At 46.4% G+C, this 22,241-nt stretch carries 11 protein-coding genes and 1 pseudogene; 5 read left to right on the top strand and 7 right to left on the bottom strand.

What is annotated here, in order from left to right; translation table 11 throughout:
* Positions 1–22: 22 nt before the first annotated feature.
* The 3 genes and pseudogenes from srfAB to hxlR all read right to left on the bottom strand — a co-directional run.
* Positions 23–3,115 (bottom strand): annotated as a pseudogene (gene srfAB, locus NSQ16_RS01995) (surfactin non-ribosomal peptide synthetase SrfAB); the annotation flags it as partial.
* Between the two features lie 12 nt (positions 3,116–3,127).
* The gene (srfAA, locus tag NSQ16_RS01990; RefSeq protein WP_339232538.1) at positions 3,128–13,891 is read right to left on the bottom strand and encodes a surfactin non-ribosomal peptide synthetase SrfAA; all 10,764 of its coding nucleotides are present in this window, start codon (positions 13,889–13,891) and stop codon (positions 3,128–3,130) included.
* Positions 13,892–14,464: 573 nt separating this feature from the next.
* A complete protein-coding gene (hxlR, locus tag NSQ16_RS01985) occupies positions 14,465–14,827 on the bottom strand; it encodes a transcriptional activator HxlR (protein ID WP_003246265.1) in 363 nt (120 codons plus the stop codon).
* A gap of 232 nt (positions 14,828–15,059) precedes the next feature.
* Here hxlR and hxlA point away from each other — a divergent pair, with 232 nt between their 5' ends.
* The 5 genes from hxlA (at position 15,060) to nin (ending at position 19,129) form a co-directional block, all read left to right on the top strand.
* Positions 15,060–15,692 (top strand): 3-hexulose-6-phosphate synthase, encoded by a 633-nt coding sequence (gene hxlA, locus NSQ16_RS01980; protein ID WP_003234604.1) that lies wholly within the window; start codon positions 15,060–15,062, stop codon positions 15,690–15,692.
* Between the two features lie 5 nt (positions 15,693–15,697).
* Entirely contained in the window at positions 15,698–16,255 is a 558-nt protein-coding gene (hxlB, locus tag NSQ16_RS01975) for a 6-phospho-3-hexuloisomerase (RefSeq protein WP_003234605.1), read from the top strand.
* A gap of 110 nt (positions 16,256–16,365) precedes the next feature.
* On the top strand, positions 16,366–18,087 hold the full coding sequence (gene tlpC / locus NSQ16_RS01970; protein ID WP_230488350.1) for a methyl-accepting chemotaxis protein TlpC: 1,722 nt from the start codon (positions 16,366–16,368) through the stop codon (positions 18,085–18,087).
* A gap of 167 nt (positions 18,088–18,254) precedes the next feature.
* Entirely contained in the window at positions 18,255–18,704 is a 450-nt protein-coding gene (nucA, locus tag NSQ16_RS01965; protein ID WP_033883649.1) for a DNA-entry nuclease, read from the top strand.
* A 26-nt stretch (positions 18,705–18,730) separates the two neighbouring features.
* Entirely contained in the window at positions 18,731–19,129 is a 399-nt protein-coding gene (nin, locus tag NSQ16_RS01960) for a DNA-entry nuclease inhibitor (protein WP_015252845.1), read from the top strand.
* 36 nt (positions 19,130–19,165) lie between these two features.
* Here nin and bglC read toward each other — a convergent pair whose 3' ends face one another.
* From bglC to NSQ16_RS01940, 4 genes are all read right to left on the bottom strand, one after another.
* Positions 19,166–20,599, bottom strand: a complete 1,434-nt coding sequence (gene bglC / locus NSQ16_RS01955) for a 6-phospho-beta-glucosidase (RefSeq protein ID WP_230488351.1) — start codon at positions 20,597–20,599, stop codon at positions 19,166–19,168.
* Positions 20,600–20,671: 72 nt separating this feature from the next.
* Entirely contained in the window at positions 20,672–21,400 is a 729-nt protein-coding gene (locus NSQ16_RS01950; protein ID WP_230488352.1) for an AAA family ATPase, read from the bottom strand.
* A gap of 18 nt (positions 21,401–21,418) precedes the next feature.
* Positions 21,419–21,760, bottom strand: coding sequence for a DUF3147 family protein (locus NSQ16_RS01945; RefSeq protein WP_230488353.1), 342 nt, complete (start codon positions 21,758–21,760; stop codon positions 21,419–21,421).
* Complete coding sequence (locus NSQ16_RS01940) at positions 21,748–22,170, bottom strand: MarR family transcriptional regulator (protein ID WP_174616579.1); 423 nt, start codon at positions 22,168–22,170, stop codon at positions 21,748–21,750. Before NSQ16_RS01940 ends, NSQ16_RS01945 begins: the two co-directional genes overlap by 13 nt.
* Between the last annotated feature and the right edge of the window lie 71 nt (positions 22,171–22,241).

The following is a 22,241-nucleotide window of genomic DNA, read 5'->3' as shown; positions in this document are numbered from 1 at the left end:
CGTTCTCTTCCAAATACAGTGCCAGTTCTTGAATAGTCGGCTTTTCAAAAAGCACTTTTATCGGAACTTCCTTATGAAAATGCTCTTGAATTTTCGCCGTCATCATCATCGCTTTCAAAGAATGGCCGCCGATCATAAAGAAGTTATCGGTAACGCCTGCTTTGACGCCGAGTATTCCTTCCCAGATCTCCGCTAATTTCTTTTCACTCTCTGTTTTTGGTGCTGCGTATTCCGGCTGCACGGCTTCTGATTGTGGTGCAGGCAGTTCCTTTTTGTTGATTTTCCCGTTTGGCGTGAGCGGCAGGCTGTCCATTTGAATCAGGTGGGCAGGGACCATATAGTCAGGCAAAGACTGAGACAGTGTTTTTCTCAGCTCACTCACAGCCACTTCACGATCCGCCGTGAAGTACGCGCAAATTTCATTTTCATCTGCTTTGTTCTTGCGGATGATCACCGTAGCCTCTGTCACATGCTCAGCCATGTTCAGTTTTGTTTCAATTTCGCCAAGCTCAATTCGGAAGCCGCGCACCTTCACTTGGTTGTCGATTCTGCCTAAAAATTCGATATTGCCGTCCGGCAGCCATCTTGCCAAGTCACCAGTGCGGTAAATTCTCTCACCCGGTCTGAACGGGTCTTCGAGAAATTGCTTCTCCGTCAGCTCAGGGAGATTGACATACCCACGCGCTACACCGATTCCGCCTACGCAAAGCTCACCAGGCGCGCCGATTGGCTGCAGGCATTGCTGCTCATCCATAATATAGGCAGTGGAATTTCCGATCGGCTTCCCGATTGGGATAGAGCCGCCATACTCGCGGTCGATCAGAAAACTGGTTGAAAACGTCGTGTTTTCTGTCGGGCCGTATCCGTTCCACAATGAAAGCGACGGCGATGCCTGTTTTACTTTGCTGACAATATGCGGGACAAGGGCATCTCCGCCGATGATTAAATGGCGCAGTGTGCCGAACATACCCGCATCCTTTGCAGCAAGCTGGTTGAATAAAGGTGATGTCAGCCACATCGTCGAGATTCTTTGCTCACGCAGAAATGCAGCAAATTGTTTCGCATCAAGCAGCGTCTCTTTTTTGACCGGATAAAGCGCTGCGCCATTCAGCAGTGCGCCGAATACCTCAAACGTTCCGGCATCAAAGCTGACAGCTCCCGTTTGCGCCATGCGGTCCTCTTCAGTAACAGGAACGTACCCGGCATTTTTGACGAGGCGCAGAATGCTTTTATGTTCGATCATGACGCCTTTCGGTTTGCCCGTTGAACCGGATGTGTACATAATGTACGCCAAATCAGACGGGGCGGATGGCAGGTTGAGATTGTCAGCCGCTTCGCTCTCTTCAAAGCCTATGTCCAGTGTAAGAACCGGCACTTGCAGCTGATGTGCCTGCCCTGTATAAGAATTTCCGATCAAAACCATTCGAACGGAGCTGTCCTCTGCCATGAAACGAAGACGATCCCCAGGAAGCGCTGGATCAAGCGGCACATATGCGGCGCCTGCTTTTAAAACAGCCAGCATGCCGACAACGGTTTCTACTGAGCGGTCGTTCATAATCGCTGCTGTTTCCCCTTTTTGAAGCCCTTGTTCGACAAGCTTTCTCGCCAGACGGTTGGCCGCTGCATTCAGCTCGCGGTACGTCAGCTCGGTTCCTTCATATACGACGGCAGTGCTCGCCGGCGTCCGTTTTGCTTGCTCTTCAAACACCTGATTAATAGCCATTCCTTCAGGGAGTTCGGCTTTCGTGCTGTTAAACACCTCGACAATTTGACGCTGCTCTTCGTCTCCCACAAGCCCGTACTCACGCACAAAAGCGGCCGGCTGATCGACAGCTGCTTCCATCATGCGGGTAAGGTGCTCCGCTGTCCGTTCGATAAAAGCGGAATCAAAGGCGGCTCCGTTATATTTAATTTTGACGGTCCATGTTTTGCCTGGATACACAATCAGGTTGAAATCGAAGCTCGTTTGTTCAAATGCGCTTTCTACCTTAATCGAAAACCCGAGGCGGTCTTCCATGCTGCCGTTTTCAAGCTCTTGATCAAGCGGATAATTTTCAAACGCGACCAGATGGTTTAAGAGATTGCCATCAAGGGCTGAGCGTTTTTGAATCTCATAGAGCGGCACGTAATCGTAACGCTCTGCCTCTACTGCATGCTGCTGAACAGCTGTGAAAATATCAGCGAATGCAGCATCTCGTTCAACTTTCACCCGCACCGGAATGGTGTTGATAAACAGCCCCGCCATCGTTTCAATTCCGTTGATTTCAGACGGCCTTCCTGAGACGACCGTTCCGAAGACAACATCATCCGTAAAGTTGTATTTGCTGAGAACAATGCCCCAAACGGCCTGAAATAGGTTAGGCCCTGTCACTTGATGGAGATTTGCGGTTTGCTGAATACGGGCAACCAATGTTTCGTCCCATGTAAAGGAATATTCTTTATTGACGTATTCGTCTTTTTTTACAGGCAGGCGGCCCGGGAGCACGCTTGGCTGTTCAAAACCCGCCAAGCGCTCGCTCCAGTAGCTCTCCGCTTCTTCATTGTCCTGTTTTCCAAGCCACTTGATGTAATCGGAATAAGGCTTGCCCTGACCGTTTGCCGGTGTCCTGCCTGCTCTGAGCGCTTCATAGTTTTGGAACAGGCTTTTCATGAGGACGCCCATGCTCCAGCCGTCCATCATAATATGATGATTGCTCCAGACAAGATACAGCTGATCTGCATCAAGGCGGAAAACCGCTACCTTGAACAATATGTCTTTTGCCAGGTTAAAGCCTTGGCGCTGAACGTCTTGCTTGTAACGCTCAATGTGCTCCTTCTGGCGGTTCTCGTCTGCATGACTGATATCCTCATAATGCACCTTTGTTTTGCGTTCCGCTAACACGACCTGACGCGGTTTTTGCAGCTGCTGATGCACAAATACCGTACGGAGAATATCGTATGACCGAATCAGTTCATTGACGCTTTTCTCAAAGATTTCAAGATCAAAAGCGCCGTGAATCCCAAGCTCTAATTGTGTGAAGTACGAGGAAGAATGCGGATCAAGCATCGCATGATACAGCATTCCCTCCTGCATTGGTGTCAGTGCGTACACCTTTTGAATCGATTTTTTGCTCATATGCCACCTCTATTAGAAAATTTCCATTAATTTATCCAGCTCATCCAGCGTCAAATCGTCGTCACCAAGATCACTCGGGGTCAGTTCCGTACCGTCTTGAGATAGGCAATGTTCAATGATTCTGAGAAGATGCGCTTTAAAGCTGTCACTGAATGTTTGTACTGTTTTTTCATGAAATTCAAGAGAATGATAGGCCAGTGACATCGTCAGTTTTCCGTTTTCGATATATCCGACAACATCCAGCGCATTCGGTTTTTCTGTTTCAGGGCTTAATGACTGTCCTGATGGCAGCTCTGATCTCGTAAACAAACCTGCATCCGACATTTCGTCAAACTGACCTAAATAGTTGAAGCTGACATCCGGCTGAATCGAGAACGCCACATCTTCTTTATGTTCCGGGGCCGTCAGATAGCGCAGAATGCCGTATCCGACTCCCTTATTCGGCACATGTCTGATATCTTCTTTCATTTGCTTCAGCTGGTAGCCCAGATCATCCGCATGCTTCATATCGAGCACCATTGGGTACATACTTGTAAACCAGCCGACTGTGCGGGAAATGGTCAGGTCTTCTATGATTTCTTCACGTCCGTGCCCCTCTAAATGAACATTTACTCGATCCCGACCCGTCCACTCCTTCATTGCCAATCCGAATGCCGTCAGCAAAATATCATTCATTTCTGTGTGATATGCCTCATGCACCTTTGTGGTGAGCTGTTCTGTCTCTTCAGCAGTCAGCGAGAATTCAATTGTCTTTGTATGTTTCATTCGCTGATCACCAGATTCGCGGTCTTTCGGAAGCTTTGCCGCGACAGCTTGTTCTTCAAGCTGTCTCCAATACTCTTTTTCTTTCAAAAAGGCTTTGGAGTTCGCGAAGTCTTGCAATCTCTCTGCATACTCTGCAAATGAATGTGTTTTCTGCGGGAGAACCGGTTCATTGCCTTGCTCAAGCTGTGTATATACCGCGGCGAAATCCTCCAGTAAAATCCGCCACGACACGCCGTCAACCACTAAGTGGTGAATGGCAAGAAGCAAGTGGTCTCCGTCTTCCGCTTGGAACAATCCTGCTTTTAACAAGCCACCTTCCTGCAAGTCGATGCTGCTTTGCAAACGCTCCGCTTCTCTCTCTATACGGTCTTCGTAATCTGCAGCTTGGCCCTCAATCTGGATGACCTCCAATTGAGCTGAAGCAGCTTCAAGACCTCTGTTGTATTGAATGACGTCTTCCAGTCCCTCACGATAGACCATACGGAGCGCGTCATGATGCTCGATCAGCGCCTGCAATGTTTTCTCCACCCGTTCAGGGTCAAAGCCCTTCTTCGCGTGAAGCATCACAGATTGGTTCCAGTGGTGCTTGTTCGTGAAGTTCTTTTCAAAGAACCAGCGCTGGATCGGCGTCAGGATGACTTCGCCCTCCACCGGGCCTTGGTCTGCCTGTTTGCCTTCGGCACGCTCTACATATTGGGTAAGCTCTTCGATCGTCGGATGCTGGAAGAGATCTTTCATTTCCAGCTTCCAGCCGTGCTGATTCAAGCGGCTCGCCATTTGAATTCCTTTGATGGAATCTCCGCCAAGCGAGAAGAAATTGTCGGTGACACCGACTTCAGACATTCCAAGCACGTCCTGCCAGATGCCGGCAAGCAGCTCTTCCATGTCGGTCGTCGGCGCTTTGTATTCTCCGCTTCCCGCTTCGATGTCCGGCTCAGGCAAGGCTTTGCGGTCGACTTTGCCGTTTGCCGTAACCGGAAGCTCGTTCAGCGTCACCCAGAACACCGGGATCATGTAATCCGGCAGGGTTTCCTTTAGTGTTGATTTTAGTGCTTCTATATCAGCTGTTTCCGGGGTGACATACGCCGCGATCGCTGTATTGCCGCCTTTATCCTCGACAGCTGTCACCGCCGCATCCTGCACCTCAGAAAGCTGGGCGAGCTGGACTTCAATTTCTGAAAGCTCGATCCGGTAGCCGCGGACCTTGACCTGCTGGTCGATCCGGCCGATGTATTCGATGCCGCCGCCCGTCCATTTCACCAAATCGCCGGTGCGGTACATGCGCTCACCCGGCACAAACGGATCAGCGACAAACCGCTTCGCGGTTTCGTCTTCTCGATTCAGATAGCCTCGTGCCAGTCCGCGCCCCGCCACGCAAAGCTCTCCGGCTACGCCTTCCGGCTGCACCTGATTGCCCTCGCCGAGAATGTATACTCTCGTATTGGCAATGGCCCTTCCGATGGAAAGCGAGCCTTCCTCCGGATGGATTTCTGTACTCGTGGCAACGACCGTATTTTCTGTCGGCCCGTAGTTGTTGACGAGTGTGTACGGCTTTTTCACTGCCCGCTTCAGCTTGTCTCCTCCAGTGAGCAATACGCGAAGTGATGTGTTCTCAAGCTCCATGAACTGTTCCGCAAGCTGTGTCGGCAGGAACGTGATCGTTACGCCGTTCGTTTCGAAGTAATCGTTCAGGCGGACGATATCGAGGCGGATCGCTTCATCAATGACGTGAAGTTCAGCACCGATCGTCCAGGTCGGGAACATCTCCCAAATGGAAGCGTCGAACCCAAAGCCCGCGTACTTCGCACTGCGGTCCTCCACTGTCATGCTGAACGCGTCGTGGTGCCAGAAGCACAGGTTCACAAGCGCATGGTGCTCGACCATGACACCCTTCGGCTGTCCGGTCGTTCCAGACGTGTAAATCATGTACGCCAAGTTCTCCGCGGTTACAGCCGTCTCTGGATTTCCCTCGTCGTTTTCATCAAGCGGCAGGCTTAGAATCGTGCGGCTTCCGTCGAGAAGAATGACATCTCCCGTATAGCTGTCCGGCACTGAAATGCCTTCCTGTTTCAAGAGGAGCTTCGCGCCGCTGTCCTGTAAAATATACTCAATCCGCTGATCCGGGTAGTCAGGATCAATCGGCACAAACGCCGCTCCGGCTTTCAAGACGCCGAGCACCGCGGCGGACATTTCAAGCGACGGCTTCGTGAGAATGCCGACGCGGTCATCCGGGCTGATGCCGCAGTCCATCAGAATCCGCGCGAGACGGTTTGCCTTCGCATTCAGCTCGCCGTACGTCCAAGACTGGCCGTTGTATGTGACAGCCGGGCGGTCTTTGTGGCACTGGACAGTCTCTTCGAATAGCTGATGAACCGTTTTGTCTGTCGGCACAGACAGCACTTTGCCCTTCCATGCCTCAAGAAGCGCTTGCTTTTCTGTCTCAGTGACCAGTGACAGGCTGGAAAGCGGCTGGTTCGGGTTCCCAGTAACTGCATCTAAAAGCTCCATCCAATATTGCTTCCATCGTTCAATCGTTTCCTGCTTAAACAGAGCTGTATTGTATTCGAGTACGAATGTAAGCCCTCCGTCGGTTTCGTCAGCCGTCAGCGTGAGGTCAAACTTGGCTGTTTTCCGTTCAAACGGATGCGGCTCAAGCTGAATCCCTTTCATTGTTAAATCCTTTATATTCGCATTTTGCATTGAAAAAACTGCATCGAATAACGGATTTCTGCTTGTGTCACGCTGAACCTGAACATTTCCGATCAAATCCTCAAGTGGGTAATCCTGCGCATCAAAAGCGCTGAGTGCCGTTTCTTTCACTTCGTTAAGATAGTCAGCAAACGTCTTTTCACCCTTCGGATACGTGCGCAACGCTAATGTATTGACGAACATTCCGATGACGCGGCTGACGTCCGCTTGAGATCGTCCGGCCACAGGTGAACCGACGATGATATCGTCTTGCCCGCTAAGTTTTGATAAAAATGCACTGTATGAAGCCAGAAGCACCATGTAAAGCGTGGAATCCGTTTCTTTTGCAAGCCTGCGCAGAGCATCAGCTTTGCCTGCTTCTAATGAAAATGCAATGCGGTCTCCCTCAAATGTTTGAACGGCAGGCCGACTGTAATCGGTCGGAAGCGTCAGCACCGGCAGCTCTCCGTCCAGCTCCTTCAGCCAATGCTCTTCTTGCTTCTTGTAAAGCTCAGACTGAATGAACTGCTGCTGCCACACGGCATAATCCTTATATTGAATACGAAGCGGCTCAAGGGTTTCTCCGTCGTACAGCTTTGAAAGCTCCTCAATCAGCACACCGACAGATGCACCATCAGAAATAATATGATGCATATCGAACAGCAGCACATGCTCAGCGTCTGAATGCTTGATAAGCCCTATTCTGAACAGTGGAAGTTGGTCGATTTTGAAAGGCTTAATAAACTCAGAAACGATCCGCTCTATCTCTTCTTCCGGGGCTTCGAAATAGGCTATCTCACACTCAGCCTTTTCCCAGATCCGCTGCACCGTTTCTCCATCTTTTATTTCAAACGTGGTTCTCAAGGCTTCATGACGCTGCATTAACTGCTGCATGACGCTGTTAAGCCTTTCAACATCAAGCTCACCTGTCAGGCGCAGAACCGCCGGCATGTTATAGCTCGTTTGCGCATCCTCAAGCTGTTGAAGCACGTACATCCGTTTTTGCGGTGAAGAAACAGGATACGTATCTTGTTTCTCTGCCGGGCTGATACTTGCGGCTGTCCCTTTTTCAGCGGAGGCAATCACCTGTGCCAAGCCCTCAACCGTCGGTGACTGGAAGAGATCCTTGAGTGACAGCTCAACGCCCAGTTCCTGATGAACCAAGGCAAGCATCTTCATGCCTGCTAATGAATGTCCGCCAATGTCAAAGAAGTGGTCATAAGCGCCGACTTGTTCTGCCTGAAGTACCTGTGCCCAAATGTCCGCGACTTTTTGTTCCGTTCCATTGCGTGGCGCAACATATGAAACACCTCTTGAAACGTTGGCATCAGGAATCGGCAGCGCTCTCCGGTCAATTTTTCCGTTCCCTGTCAGCGGCAGCTCGTCCATTTGGATAAACACCGCAGGAACCATATATGCCGGCAAGTCCTTCGCAGCATGCTCTCTCATCTCTTGTGATGAGATGTCTCCCTCTCCGACATAGTAAGCACACAACAGTTTATCTCCCGCTCCTTGATCAACGGCAAGCACAACACTTTCCTGAACACGATCATGGGTTTGCAGCTGATGTTCGATTTCTCCAAGCTCGATGCGCTGTCCGCGAATCTTCACCTGATGGTCGATTCGCCCGATAAATTCGATGTCGCCATTCGGCAGCCATCTCGCAAGGTCTCCCGTTTTATACATGCGTTCGCCGGATGTAAACGGATGGGGAACAAATTTCTCCTCAGTCAGTTCTGGACGGTTGTAATAGCCTTTCACGAGACCTTCGCCGCTGACGCAAAGCTCTCCGGCAATCCCGGCAGGCTGCACGTGTCCCGTACGGTCAAGAATGTATACTTCCGTATTGCTAACCGGTTTTCCAATCGGAACAGACAGCGTGTGCTCCTCCAATTCATCAACCGGATGATACGTCGCGAAAACCGTGCTTTCAGACGGCCCATACATGTGAAGAAGCTTGCCCTTTCCAACCGTTTGCAAAGCTTTTCTGACATGCTCAACCGAAGCCCGTTCCCCGCCAAACATAATCTTGCGAAGCGTTGACAAGCATGCCGGATTCAAGTCCACAAGCAAGTGGAACAAAGCGGTTGTAATCATGAGAATGCTGATGTTCTCCCGTTCAATGACGCGGGACAGGCGAGCCATGTCCAAAACGGTTTCCTTCGGTATCAGCACCAGCTTGGCTCCGTTTAACAAAGAGCCGAACATATCGAACATAAACGCGTCAAACACGTAATTAGAAAGACCGAGAATCGTATCCTGTTCTGTAATGCTGAGATAATTCGTTTCCTTTACCGTGCGGAGGATATTGGCATGTGTCACGATATTCCCCTTAGGTGTTCCAGTCGTTCCGGAAGTATACGTCAGGTTGGCCATTGCTGCAGAATCAAGAGGCAGTGCGAGATTTCGCGCATCGGCATGATAGCTTTCTTCCTCATCGGCTAGCACGATAACGCCCTTAAATTCCGCTTCTTCCGCCAAAGCCTTTAATTTCCTCTGAGTGAGAAGCACCTTTGCTCCGCTGTCACGGAAGAAATGCTGCATCCGCTGAATCGGATGTTCCGGATCGATCGGAACATAAGCCGAACCTGATTTTAATACTGCCAAGATCGACACAATCATATCCATTGACCGCTCGCATAAGACAGCCGCAGTTCTGCCTTCGCCAGCTCCAAGAGAAAGAATGCCGCGGGCTAAACAATTGGCCCGTTCATTCAGTTCACGATAAGTGAGTGATTCGCCTTCATATTGAAGCGCAGTGTGGTCTGGCGTATTCGCCGCTTGCTCCTCAAACAGCTGAACAATTGTTTTATCTTTCGGATAAGGTGTTCTGCCCGGGTTAAACTGCTGAATTTGCGAAGCGGCCTCCTCTTCAGAAAGAAGCTTATACTCAGAAATCGGCTTCTCTGGATCAGCCGCAGCATCTTCAAGCAAACGCGCAAAATGCGTAAGCAGCCTGTTTGCCGTGCTTTGTTTAAACAGCTTTGTGCTGTAATCCAAATCAAGCTCAATGCCTTCATCGGTTTCTCTCGCCTGCACGGTCAAATCAAATTTGGCAATCTTGAAATTGGTCTCATGAACAGACAAGGACAGATCGCCGACAGCCGGAATGCCCTCTGTCGCGTTTTGAAGGCTGAACATCGTGTCAAACAGCGGATGCCTGCTAACATCACGCGGGATGTTCAAATCTTCAACAAGCCACTCAAACGGATAGTCCTGATGAGAAAAGCCATTCAGCACCCGTTTGCGGACACGCGAGATCAATTGGGTAAACGTCTCATCCTGCTTCACCTCACTGCGAATCGCAAGCGTATTGACGAACATCCCGATAATGCCCTCTGTATCGGAGTGATTTCTGCCCGCTGACGGTGTCCCGACAATGATGTCATCCTGCCCCGTATACTTTGACAAAAGCGTATAGTAAGCGGACAGCATCACCATATATAAAGTGGCGCCGTTTTGTTCAGCCAAACGATTGAGGCGATCCTTTACCCCCGCATCCAGCTTGATTGACACCCGATCCCCTTCAAAGCTTTGGACAGGCGGTCTTGGATAATCGGACAGAAGCTGAAGCACCGGGAGCTCTCCTGCAAAGACTTCCTTCCAATAAGCCTGGTCCTTCTTGTACCCTTCAGCAGCCTGTCTGCTTTGCCATACAGCGTAGTCCTTATACTGGAGACGAAGATCAGGAAGCTGTTCGCCTTTATAAATGCGTGCTAACTCCTCCAGCATAATGCCAATGGATACACCGTCAGAAATCAAATGGTGCATGTCAAACAGCAGCATATGACGGTTCTCTTCAAGCCCCAGCAAACCGATTCTGAACAGCGGAGCTTTCGCCAAATCAAATGTCCGAACGAATGAAGCCATAATTGCCTCATCTGAGCGGCCGCCTCTTTCAATCATTTCGATGTTGAAATCAACGCTATCGTGAATTTTCTGTCTCGGCGTGCTGTTTTCAAGAACAAATGATGTTCTCAATGACTCGTGGCGTCGGATTAACCCCTGAAATGCGCGCTCCAGTTTTTGAATATCTAAAGGCCCTTCCAGAATTGCTGCCGCAGGCATGTTGTAGCCGACTCCCGCATCCTCGAACTGGCTGACGATATATGTTCGCTGCTGTGCCAGGGAAAGCGGGTAATGCTCCTGTTTTTCAGCAGGTTCAATCACCGCAAAAGCTTTGCTTTCTCTGTGATCAGCTTCCTCTGCAAGAGCCGCAATCGTCGGATGCTCAAACAAAAATTGAAGCGGAATCTCAATGCCTGTTTCCTTATGAATCTTTGTTAAAAGGGTCATGGCTTTTAATGAATGTCCGCCAGTTTCAAAGAAATTGTCAAAGATCCCCGCCTTCTCAACGTTCAGCACGTCCTGCCAAATGGCTGCGATTGCTTTTTCAGTCTCATTTCGCGGCGCTGTATAGGCAGTGCCGCTGACAGCCTTCACCTCTAGTGCAAACAGCTTGCGGCGGTCGACTTTGCCGCTTGGCGTAAGCGGAATTTCTGTCACTTCTGTAAAGTAAGCCGGCACCATATAGTCAGGAAGCTGTCTGGCCGCATGCTCCCTCAAGCCGGCTGGCGCAAATTCGCTTCCAGGCTTCTGCACAACATATGCGCAAACCTCAAGATTTCCCTGTTCGTCAGGGCGTGCCAAAACAACGGCTTTTGCAACGTCTGGCGCCTGCTGAATCACGGCTTCAATTTCCCCAAGCTCAATCCGGTATCCGCGGACTTTGACCTGGTCATCCTCTCTGCCTAAATATTCGATTGTTCCATCTGGAAGCCAGCGCACCACGTCCCCGGTCCGGTACATGCGATCGCCCGGCACGAATGGATCTTGTAAAAACTTCTCTTCCGTTAATTCAGGCAAATGCAAATAGCCTCGGCCCACACCGTCTCCCGCGATATAAAGCTCACCCGCCACGCCTTCAGGCTGCAGCCGGCCTTTTTGATCCAAAATATATAAGCGGTTATTCCCCAGCGCTTTCCCGATCGGCACATACGCTGATTGAACTGCATTCTCAGGGATAACCGGATGAACAGACGCGTCAACGCACGTTTCAGTCGGCCCGTACACATTAGTCAAACGCGGCGCTGTGCCGGCTTCTTTAAACAGCTTCAGCAGCTTGTCCGCAACAACAGATGACAGGCCTTCTCCTCCGATCAGCATGTGCTTCAGTTTTAGGCCTTCAAAATCGCCCGCTGCTGCCAGCATTTGCAAATGAGCCGGTGTTCCATCCGTCGCCTCAATGCTGTTTCTCCGATAATATGCAGTAAGGGCGGTCCCGTTCGTCACTGTTTTCTTCGGTACGATATAAAGGGTTTGTCCCAAAAGAAGCGACGCGAAGATCTGCTTCACTGACGCATCAAAGTGGAACGGCGCAAGCAATGCCATCCGCAGGGTTTGGCTGCCGCTTTGGTAAATCGTCTGCTGCAGAGATTCAACCAAATGATGAACCTGGCGATGCTCGATCATAACGCCTTTCGGACGTCCGGTTGTTCCCGATGTGTAAATAATGTAGGCAAGATTCCGCGCGTTTACATCAGCCTCCGTCATATCGTCTGCACCTTCCGCAATTGCCTGATCTAAGTCAATCAGCTCAGCATCGGCTTCAGGCGCTGCAACCTTCGATTCAGTCAGGATGAAGTCCGCCCCGCAGTCCTCCAAAATATATTGAATCCGCTCTGCAGGAAAACCCGGATCAATCGGCACATAGGCTCCGCCGGCTTTTAAAATTCCCATGATAGCTGTAATCATCCGTTCAGAACGTTCAATCAAAACCGCGACAGGACTGTCCGGGCCAACCCCTTTCTGTTTCAGCACATTGGCGATGCGTGCGGATTGTTCATGTAACGTTCGATAGGACAATGTACGATCTTCGAATACAACCGCTGGATGATCTGAAAGCTGCTCAGCCTTTTCTTGGAACAGTTCCGGGATCGTCATGTCCTTACGGTAGCTCACAGATTTACCGCCGGCCCTCGCAAGCAGCTTCTCTTTCTCAGCATCAGAAATCATCGTTAATTCATCAATGGTATGCTCTGGATGCGTTAACGCGTTCTCCAGCATTGTAATCATGCGCTCACAAATCATGTTGATTTCTTCACTTGAAAATAAATCAGTGCGGTAATCAAAATCTATGGTGAGTTTCCCAGTATCCCATCGATCCTTCACATGGATCGAGACATCATTTAATCCGCTGCCGCTGAAAATCGGCTCAGTCAAAAAGGCAAGGTCCTCTTCTTTTTGCCACTGCATCACCTGATATTCAAGAGAAACAGTAAACAGCTTGGTCAGAGAGCTCTTTGTTTCACGCAAATCGTTGATCAGGAGATTATACGGGTACTTTTGGTGGCGGAGTGTCTTCATGAGATCCTTCATCCGGTCTTTGACAAATTCTGAAAACGCCTGCCCGCCGTCAATGTTTGTCCGAAGCGGAACCGTAGAAACAAACATGCCAAGCATCTGCTTCTCTTTCGCATTTGTCCGGTTGCCCATAAAGGTTCCCGTCACAACATCATTCTGGCCGCTGACCCTGTACAAGTAGGCGGCGAGCAACGATTGAAATACCGAAAGAACACTGACTTTATTCGCCTCACAAAATGACAGAATCTGCTGATGAAGCGCTTCAGGCACATCTTTAGAGAACCTCTCAGCATCTAAACTTCCTCCTGCGGAAGCATTCCGTTTCAGGGAAACAAGTTCAGGCACCGATTCAAATTGTTTGTTCCAAAACGCCTTGTCCTTTTCAAACCGCTTCGATTGAGCATAGTCCTGTTCAGATAAAACATGATCGATAAATGAATGCGAGATTCCTTCTTTTGTCTCTGAGCCGCTGGCTAATTCTAAATAAATGTGCATGATCGCATTCCCGAGAATATTCATGGAGATACCATCAGAAATCACGTGATGAACATTTGCGTAAAACCACACTTCATTTTCCTTTATGGTGAACAAGGAAAAACGAAATAAATCACAATCGTACAGCGGCAACGGTTTCTTCGTTTCCTCCCGGCTCCATTGTGAAATAAACTCTATCGCATTCGGATCTTCAGTAGTGTCAGTATGTTTTATATCAACAGGCCGATACTCGCTAATATATTGTACAGGCTCCCCGTTTTCATCTAGCCGCAACCGAAGGCGCATGGCGTCATTTCTGCGAATAAACTCTTGAATCGCCTGCTCAACAAGCACATAATCAATCGCATCAGCTGAAACCAGCTTACCAATCCCCGCAAGATTTGAAATGCTCGTGTGAGGATAAAATTTTTCTGTGTACCAAATTCGTTTTTGTGCATCCGTTAAAGGATAAAAAGTTATTTCCATATTGTCATACCTCCCCTAATCTTTATAAGCAGTGAACATGTGCAACGCATTTTCTCTTTCTTATCCATATCAGCTTTTAATTCTTATGAACTAACAGCCGAAATAGCCCAAAGTACTACACTTAAAAAGCAGTGCTTCCAATCAAAAAACAGATGGCCGCTATTAAAGCAGGCTGCCGTCAGTCAGCATTGCGGCGTTTAACATAAGCGGATAAAGACCGCAAGACCCCACCCTAATAAGAAACCAATTTTGGCTATTTATTCATTGTTTTCAATATTTTTTATCTTTCTACCGTTTACTTTAAATGAAAAAAATGTTTTTATCACCGAAAAATGGGTGAAAAGTTTCATGCGGGATGCCGAAAGATTCCAGTTTATTTACAGGGATATTTTTGCGGGATGCCGCAATCATTTCCACTAAACATTATTTACAGAAAAATAAAAATTTTTAAACCAAACTGCTGCGTTCAATCTTTTTTTATTGCTGAATGCAATTTACAATCTTTACATGACTATGTGTACCGCGCAAAAACCGAAAAAAAGGCAAAAAAAAGACACCCTTGCGAAGAGCGTCTTACAACGATTCTTTCATGACATTTTTGTCGATATCAATCAATTCCATATAACCTTTCCCCCACTCATACATGGCTTCAAGAATAGGCATGAGGCTTTCTCCGTGCGGGGTCAGAGAATATTCAACCTTCGGCGGGACAACTGGATACACTTCCCTGTGAACAATCATATCCTGCTCAAGCTCTCTCAGCTGATTCACGAGGATCTTCTGCGTAATATCAGGAATCAATGTTTTTAATTCATTGAACCGTTTTGTGCCTTCTTTTCCTAAATGCCATAAAATGAGCATTTTCCATTTACCGCCAATCACTGCAAGCGTTAATTCCTTCTCACAATTAAACCTTTTGTCGTCCATCCGGCTCAATAGAATCCCCCCCTTAGTAACCTTTTTGTATGTTAGATACGTATCATCACTTACTTACTTTTTTGCAGACTCTTTTTTCATTATACTCACTCATAAAATCAAGCGAAAGAAATCTGATTGTCTCTCCTCACAGTATCCTCCAAGTAACTTGTTGACTTCAAAGTGCCTACTTCTCATCAAAAGAAGGAACCTATAGAATGAAAAATAATTCGAAAAAGGGAGTGGATCAACAATGGAATTACAGCTTGCATTAGACCTCGTCAACATCCCGGAAGCCATTGAGCTCGTCAAAGAGGTAGAACAATACATCGACGTAGTTGAAATCGGAACACCGGTCGTCATCAATGAAGGCCTAAGAGCCGTTAAAGAAATAAAAGAAGCATTTCCTCAATTGAAGGTTCTTGCAGACCTGAAAATCATGGATGCCGGAGGCTACGAAATTATGAAAGCGTCGGAAGCAGGCGCTGACATCATCACCGTTTTAGGGGCTACAGACGATGCAACGATTAAAGGCGCAGTAGAAGAAGCCAAAAAACAAAAGAAGAAAATCTTAGTGGACATGATTAACGTGAAAGATATCGAATCCCGTGCGAAAGAAATTGACGCACTCGGTGTTGACTACATCTGCGTCCACACTGGCTATGATCTTCAAGCAGAGGGCAAAAACTCTTTCGAAGAATTAACGACAATCAAAAATACCGTAAAAAACGCAAAAACCGCAATCGCGGGCGGCATCAAACTTGATACACTGCCAGAAGTGATCAAGCAAAACCCTGACCTTGTCATTGTTGGGGGCGGAATTACAAGCGCAGCTGATAAGGCGGAAACAGCTTCAAAAATGAAGCAGCTGATTGTCCAAGGATAACTCCTATGAAAACGACTGAATACGTAGCGGAAATTCTCAATGAGTTACACCGTTCAGCAGCTTATATTTCTAATGAAGAGGCTGACCAGCTTGCCGATCACATTCTTTCATCCCACCAAATTTTCACTGCGGGTGCGGGGCGGTCTGGCCTGATGGCAAAATCCTTCGCGATGAGACTGATGCACATGGGCTTCAACGCCCATATTGTAGGTGAGATTCTCACTCCGCCGCTCGCCGAAGGAGATCTAGTTATTATCGGCTCAGGATCAGGCGAGACAAAAAGCTTGATTCATACCGCAGCAAAAGCAAAAAGCTTACACGGAATTGTTGCCGCTTTAACCATCAATCCGGAATCAAGCATCGGAAAACAAGCGGACCTCATCATCAGAATGCCTGGTTCTCCTAAAGACCAGTCTAACGGAAGCTATAAAACCATTCAGCCAATGGGATCATTATTTGAACAAACTTTGCTGCTCTTCTATGATGCAGTGATTTTAAAACTCATGGAGAAAAAAGGACTCGATTCTGAAACTATGTTCACTCACCACGCAAACCTTGAATAGCATCACACAACCGGCCTGAAGATCAGGCCGGTTTTATTTTTTCTAAAATAAAACTTTAAACCCGAAAACCCGATAAGTAATATGACCTACAAATCGTAAAGGGAGGAATTATGTTGATAAAACGATTTAAGATGAAGCTAGGAACTAAAATTCTTTGCCTCGTTTTCGTGGTGATTCTTTTGTTTTCGGCATCAGTTGGCACTGTGATGCTTAAGGAAATTACAGAAAACATGAAACAAATGGCAACTGAAAAAGCGAAAGGTGATCTCGCTTTAAGCAGCACTTATATTGATGATGTCATGTCAGGCGACTGGCAGGTGAAAAACAATAAGCTCTTTAAAGGGCAAACACAAATCAATGGAAATGAAGATATTGTTGATCTGCTTGGCGAAAAAACAGGTGATACCATTACCATTTTCCAAGGCGATACTCGTGTTGCAACCAATGTCATGAAAAATGGCGAAAGAGCTGTCGGCACCCAGGCTTCTTCTGAAGTTATTGCCGCTGTTTTAAAGAAAGGAAAGCGTTTTTACGGACAAGCAGATGTAGCAGGTTCTTCTTATCAGACTGCATACATGCCGTTAAAAGATCAAAATGGGAACATCATCGGCATGCTGTATACCGGAGCTAATCAAAGTATTTTAGCATCACTTACACAATCACTTTTCACTCAATTCGCTATCGTTCTTGTTATCGTGATTATGGTATCAGTCATCCTTGTCTTGGTTTTCACCAGAAAAATCAACAAGCGGCTGAACGCTTTAAAAAGCGCCTTTGAAAGTGCCGGAAACGGAGATATGACAATAGAGGTGTCAGACAAAACCGGTGACGAGCTATCAGAACTAAGCGTCTATTATAATAAGATGAGAATGAAGCTGAACGATACCATACAAACCGTACAACAATCAGCCCTTCAGCTTGCGTCAGCCTCTCAGCAGCTCTCAGCCGGAGCAGAGGAAACAAATCAAGCTTCAGAAAAGATCACAGAAGCTGTACAGCAGATTGCAAATGGAGCCCAAGATCAGATCACCCGAATTGAAAACAGTGAAAGCTCATTAAAACAAGCTTCAGCAGACATCCGGGATATTTCTGCAAATACTGCCGCTATCGCTGACAAAGGGCAGCTCGCGCAATCAAAAGCAGACATTGGGCAAAAGGAAATTGCAAATGTACAGGCGCAAATGGATGCGATTCACCAGTCAATTCAGAAAAGCGGAGAAATCATACACCAGTTAGACGGCCGCTCTAAACAAATTGAGCAAATTTTATCGGTCATCACCCAAATTGCCGATCAGACAAACCTGCTTGCGCTGAATGCAGCGATTGAAGCTGCCAGAGCCGGTGAACAAGGAAAAGGCTTTGCTGTTGTTGCTGATGAAGTACGGAAATTAGCAGAAGAGTCTCAACAGTCTGCGGGGCAGATTTCAAAACTGATCATAGAAATACAAAATGATATGAACCGGTCTGCAAGATCTGTTGAGCATGTGAAAACAGAAGCTGCAGAAGGGGTCACCATGATCCAGCGCACCAGAGATGCATTTAAGGAAATTGCAGCTGCAACAGGTGAAATCAGCGCCGAGATTAGTGATTTATCAGCATCTGTAACAAACATTTCAGCCAGTGCACATCATATAAATGATTCCTTTGCAGCCAATACGGCCGACATTAAAGAATCTACTAAAAATACCCGGCAAGCGGCTGCATTAACAGAGGAGCAATTTGCTGCAATGGAGGAGATTACCGCAGCTTCTGAAACACTTTCTCAATTAGCTGAGGAGCTTACCGGTATCATAAGCCAATTTAAAATGATTAATCAAGCCGAAAACGGCTGATGACTTACTATCATTATTGTAAATTGGCAATCGTATTTTGCTGAAAACAAATATTTCGATCTGCTAAAATTACGATTTCTGCAATAAACTGAGCGTAAAACATAAAATTTAAACCTTTACACCAAATGCTTTCTGGATTACTCTTGTGTCAGTTTTAAAAGCGGGAGGTGAACATCACGACGGACATCATAAAAACGATACTTCTCGTCATCGTCATCATAGCAGCTGCAGCTATCGGCCTGATAAAAGGAGACTTTTTCTCAGCTGATCAAAAAACGTCTCAAACGAAAGAATATGATGAAACAATCGCCTTCCCTTCTGACCGTTATCCCGAAACGGCCAAGCATATTAAGGATGCGATAAATGAGGGGCACTCAGAGGTGTGCACTATCGACAGAGACGGAGCTGAGGAACGCCGCGAGCAATCATTAAAGGACGTACCTTCCAAAAAGGGGTATGACAGAGATGAATGGCCAATGGCCATGTGCAAAGAAGGCGGTGAGGGAGCTTCTGTAGAATACATTTCTCCCGCTGACAACCGTGGAGCAGGCTCTTGGGTCGGGCATCAGCTTACCGATTACCCAGACGGCACAAAGGTTTTATTCACAATTCAGTAAACAGTACATAGAGGAGGAACAGCACATTGATCAAATCATGGAAGCCGCAAGAACTTTCGATTTCATATCATCAATTTACTGTATTTCAAAAGGATTCTACACCTCCTGTAATGGATTGGACTGACGAAGCGATTGAAAAAGGATATGCTGCGGCAGACGGAGCCATTTCCTTTGAGGCACAGCGAAATACAAAGGCCTTTATTCTTTTGCGCCTGAACAGTTCAGAAACAGTAAACTCCTACGAAACAAAAGTGACTGTTCCTTTTCATGTCACAGAAAACGGAATTCATATTGAAAGCATCATGTCTAAAAGACTGTCCTTTGATCTGCCTAAAGGAGACTATCAATTGACATGCTGGACTGTGCCGGCTGAAATGTCAGATTTGCACGCCGACACTTATATTATTGATGCTGTTTCTGTGTAATGAAAAACCCCTGAGAGAATAACTCTCAGGGACTCTTTATAAACTTTCTCCGTTTGTCTTGATGACATCTTGATACCAATAAAAGCTTTTTTTCTTCAAGCGTTTTAAATCGTATGTGCTTTCTTCATCACGATTGACATATACAAATCCGTATCTTTTTTGGTAGCCGTTCAGCCAGCTTAACAGATCAGTAAACGACCAGCTGCAATAACCGATTAAATCGACACCGTCACTGATGGCTTGTCTGCATTGCTCAAGATGCGAACGCAAATAATCAATTCGATAATCATCCTGTACAGTGCCGTCCTCAACTTTATCAAATTCACCCAAACCGTTCTCTGTTATAAACACTGGAAGCTGATAGCGGCTTGTAATTCGGCGAAGACCGATACGCAGCCCAATTGGGTCAATTGTCCAATCCCAGTTGCTCGTTGTCAGATGCGGATTTTTTTTCGTTTTGAACACTCCGGGTATCCCCGTCTCCTGATTGGTTCCCTTTTGGCCTGTCGTATTCATTTTCCCTTCTGACACACCATCAAGCGGATTTCGTTCATAGGTGATCGTCTGATAATAATTGACACCTACAAAATCAGGCTTCCCTTTGGCGAGCAGGTCCATATCTCCTGCTTCAATTGTCGGCGCCCATCCCTGTTTTTCCAAGTAGCGGAATGGAATTTGCGGGTAGGTTCCCCAGCAATACATGTCAAGCCACCAATTGTTCATAAATTCTTCGGCGTTTTCAAATGCCAGTATATCCTCTGGATGGCTTGATAAAGGGTAAGCCGGAGAATAAGCAAAGCTAGGACCTATTTTGCCTTCAGGCACATATTCTCTAAATGATTCGATGGCTTTTGCATTAGCCAGAAACGCAATATGGTTTGCTTCGTAAAATCGTTTTCTGTCTTTCACTCCAGGCGGATGCATGGCTGTAATAAATCCGTGATTAAAATTGTAGTTCTGTTCATTTAACGTAACCCAATATTTCACCCTGTCTCCAAAACGTTTATAAAGAGTAATACAGTAGTGATTAAAATCCTCTATGATGTTTCTGGATTCAAACCCGCCGTATTCGTCCATAAGCGTTTGAGGCAAATCCCAGTGATATAAAGTCAGAACCGGCTCGATGTGATGAGAAAGCAATTCATCAATCAGACTATCGTAAAACGCTAGACCTGCTTCATTGATCTCTCCTTTTCCTTTTGGAAAAACCCGTGGCCAGCTGACGGAAAATCGATATGCTTTTAACCCCATCTCAGCCATCAGAGCGACATCTTCTTTAAATCGGTGATAATGGTCAACCGCAATGTCGCCATTGGTTTCTTTAAACGTTTTGCCCGGTATTTTCGTAAACACATCCCAAACAGAAGGGCCTTTGCCATCTTCATTCCAAGCGCCTTCAATCTGGTACGCTGCAGAAGCAGAGCCCCACAAAAAATGTTTCGGAAAAGATTCTGGATGCTGGTGGATCATAGTGTTTATCACTCCTGAATTATTTGATAAACCTATCATAGGCTATGAAACGCGTTTCATATCAACTCGATGTTAGTCGCGGAACAGCTCAGCTAATATTTTTTCTCTTTGTCCAAGAAAATATCGTGTTAATTGAACATGCTCTGTATTCTCATATTCAATATGATGTATTCTTCCACCATCAAAGCTTAAAATATTAGCATTGGGATAGCCCAGTAGGATTGGGGAGTGAGTCGCAATGATCATCTGTACATTTCCGCCCTTCACCAAATCATGTATAACTCTCAAAAAAGCTAATTGTCTAGCTGGAGAAAGTGCTGCTTCTGGCTCATCTAAAAGGTAAATCGCTTTCTCTTTAAAACGATGACGGAATAGAGACATAAAGGACTCTCCATGTGATTGATTGTGTAGCGGCCTCCCTCCATAGGAACGGTATGGCTGAGGAGCATCTAGTTCCATCTCATCCAGATGAAGAGAAAGATGATAAAACGATTCAGCCCTTAAGAAGAAGCCATTTGTTACCTTTGGAAGCCAAGATAAACGTATGTAATCTCCTAAATGGGAATCTGACTCCCGTAATTCATAGACATTATCTCGGCTTCCGCCCGCTGTATTGAATTCACACTTATCTGCTATCGCTTCAAGCAAAGTAGATTTCCCAGATCCATTTTCCCCCACAAAAAAAGTCACTTGGCTAGTAAATAAGATGTCATTTAATTGACTTATAGCCGGGATAGTAAAAGGAAATCTGTCAAAGTCCAAAATCTTATCTCGAAGAAGAGTAACCTTTTTTAAAAACATAGCATCTCCTTTCTATACTCAGTTAAATAATATATTGAGAAAGATCTTCTGCATCCATAAAAACATAGCCCATCCTAGTATTCCAACACATAATGCAAACCAAAACGGCACATGAATTTTCAGCAAAAAAGCCAAAATAGCTAGTAAACAAACTGTAGCTGGGATTCCTGTAAGCACACCAGATGCAAATTGACTTAATTGAGCTGTTTTTTCACCTTGTATTTGCATCCAAAAAAGGCTTAATAAGCTGACCAAGGGCAAAGCAGCAATGATGCCGCCATAGGTCAGATGTCTTTTTGATATTTCAGTAACAAAACCGATAATCAACGCAGAGATGATTACTTTACTTAAAACTGCCATTGTTTAGCTTCCCTACTTAAAAGTTCAAATGCCTGTTCAAGTAATTCCTTTTCTGATGTGCTCATTCGTTCAATTATTTCTTTTAATTTCTCTTTATCTAGCTGTGTATGCTGTTCAAGAACAGATCTTCCTTCTTGTGTTAAGAAAACTAAAACTTTTCGTTCATCCTGTTGACTTCGCCGTTTAGCTATAAATCCCTTTTGAATCAAACGTTTAGTATGCTCTGACGCCGTATTGTGAGAGACAGACAAGTATTCAGCCAAAGCTCCTATTGTTGCCTCACCTTGCTTTTCAATATGCTGCATAATCCGTATTGCCTGGTGAGAAATATTATCTTTATGTTGATAATGTAATAAATAATAAATATCTGTCCACTGCTGATTAAGTTTAGAGATTAAATCCATTTCCATCATTATACATCCCATTTATATCTTATTATAGGATATAATCAACAAAAGCGATATATTTTTCCGGAAAATTC

It is taken from the genome of Bacillus sp. PS108 (assembly GCF_037963335.1).
Lineage (GTDB): Bacteria > Bacillota > Bacilli > Bacillales > Bacillaceae > Bacillus > Bacillus subtilis.
This window is presented reverse-complemented; position numbering and strand designations above follow the sequence as displayed.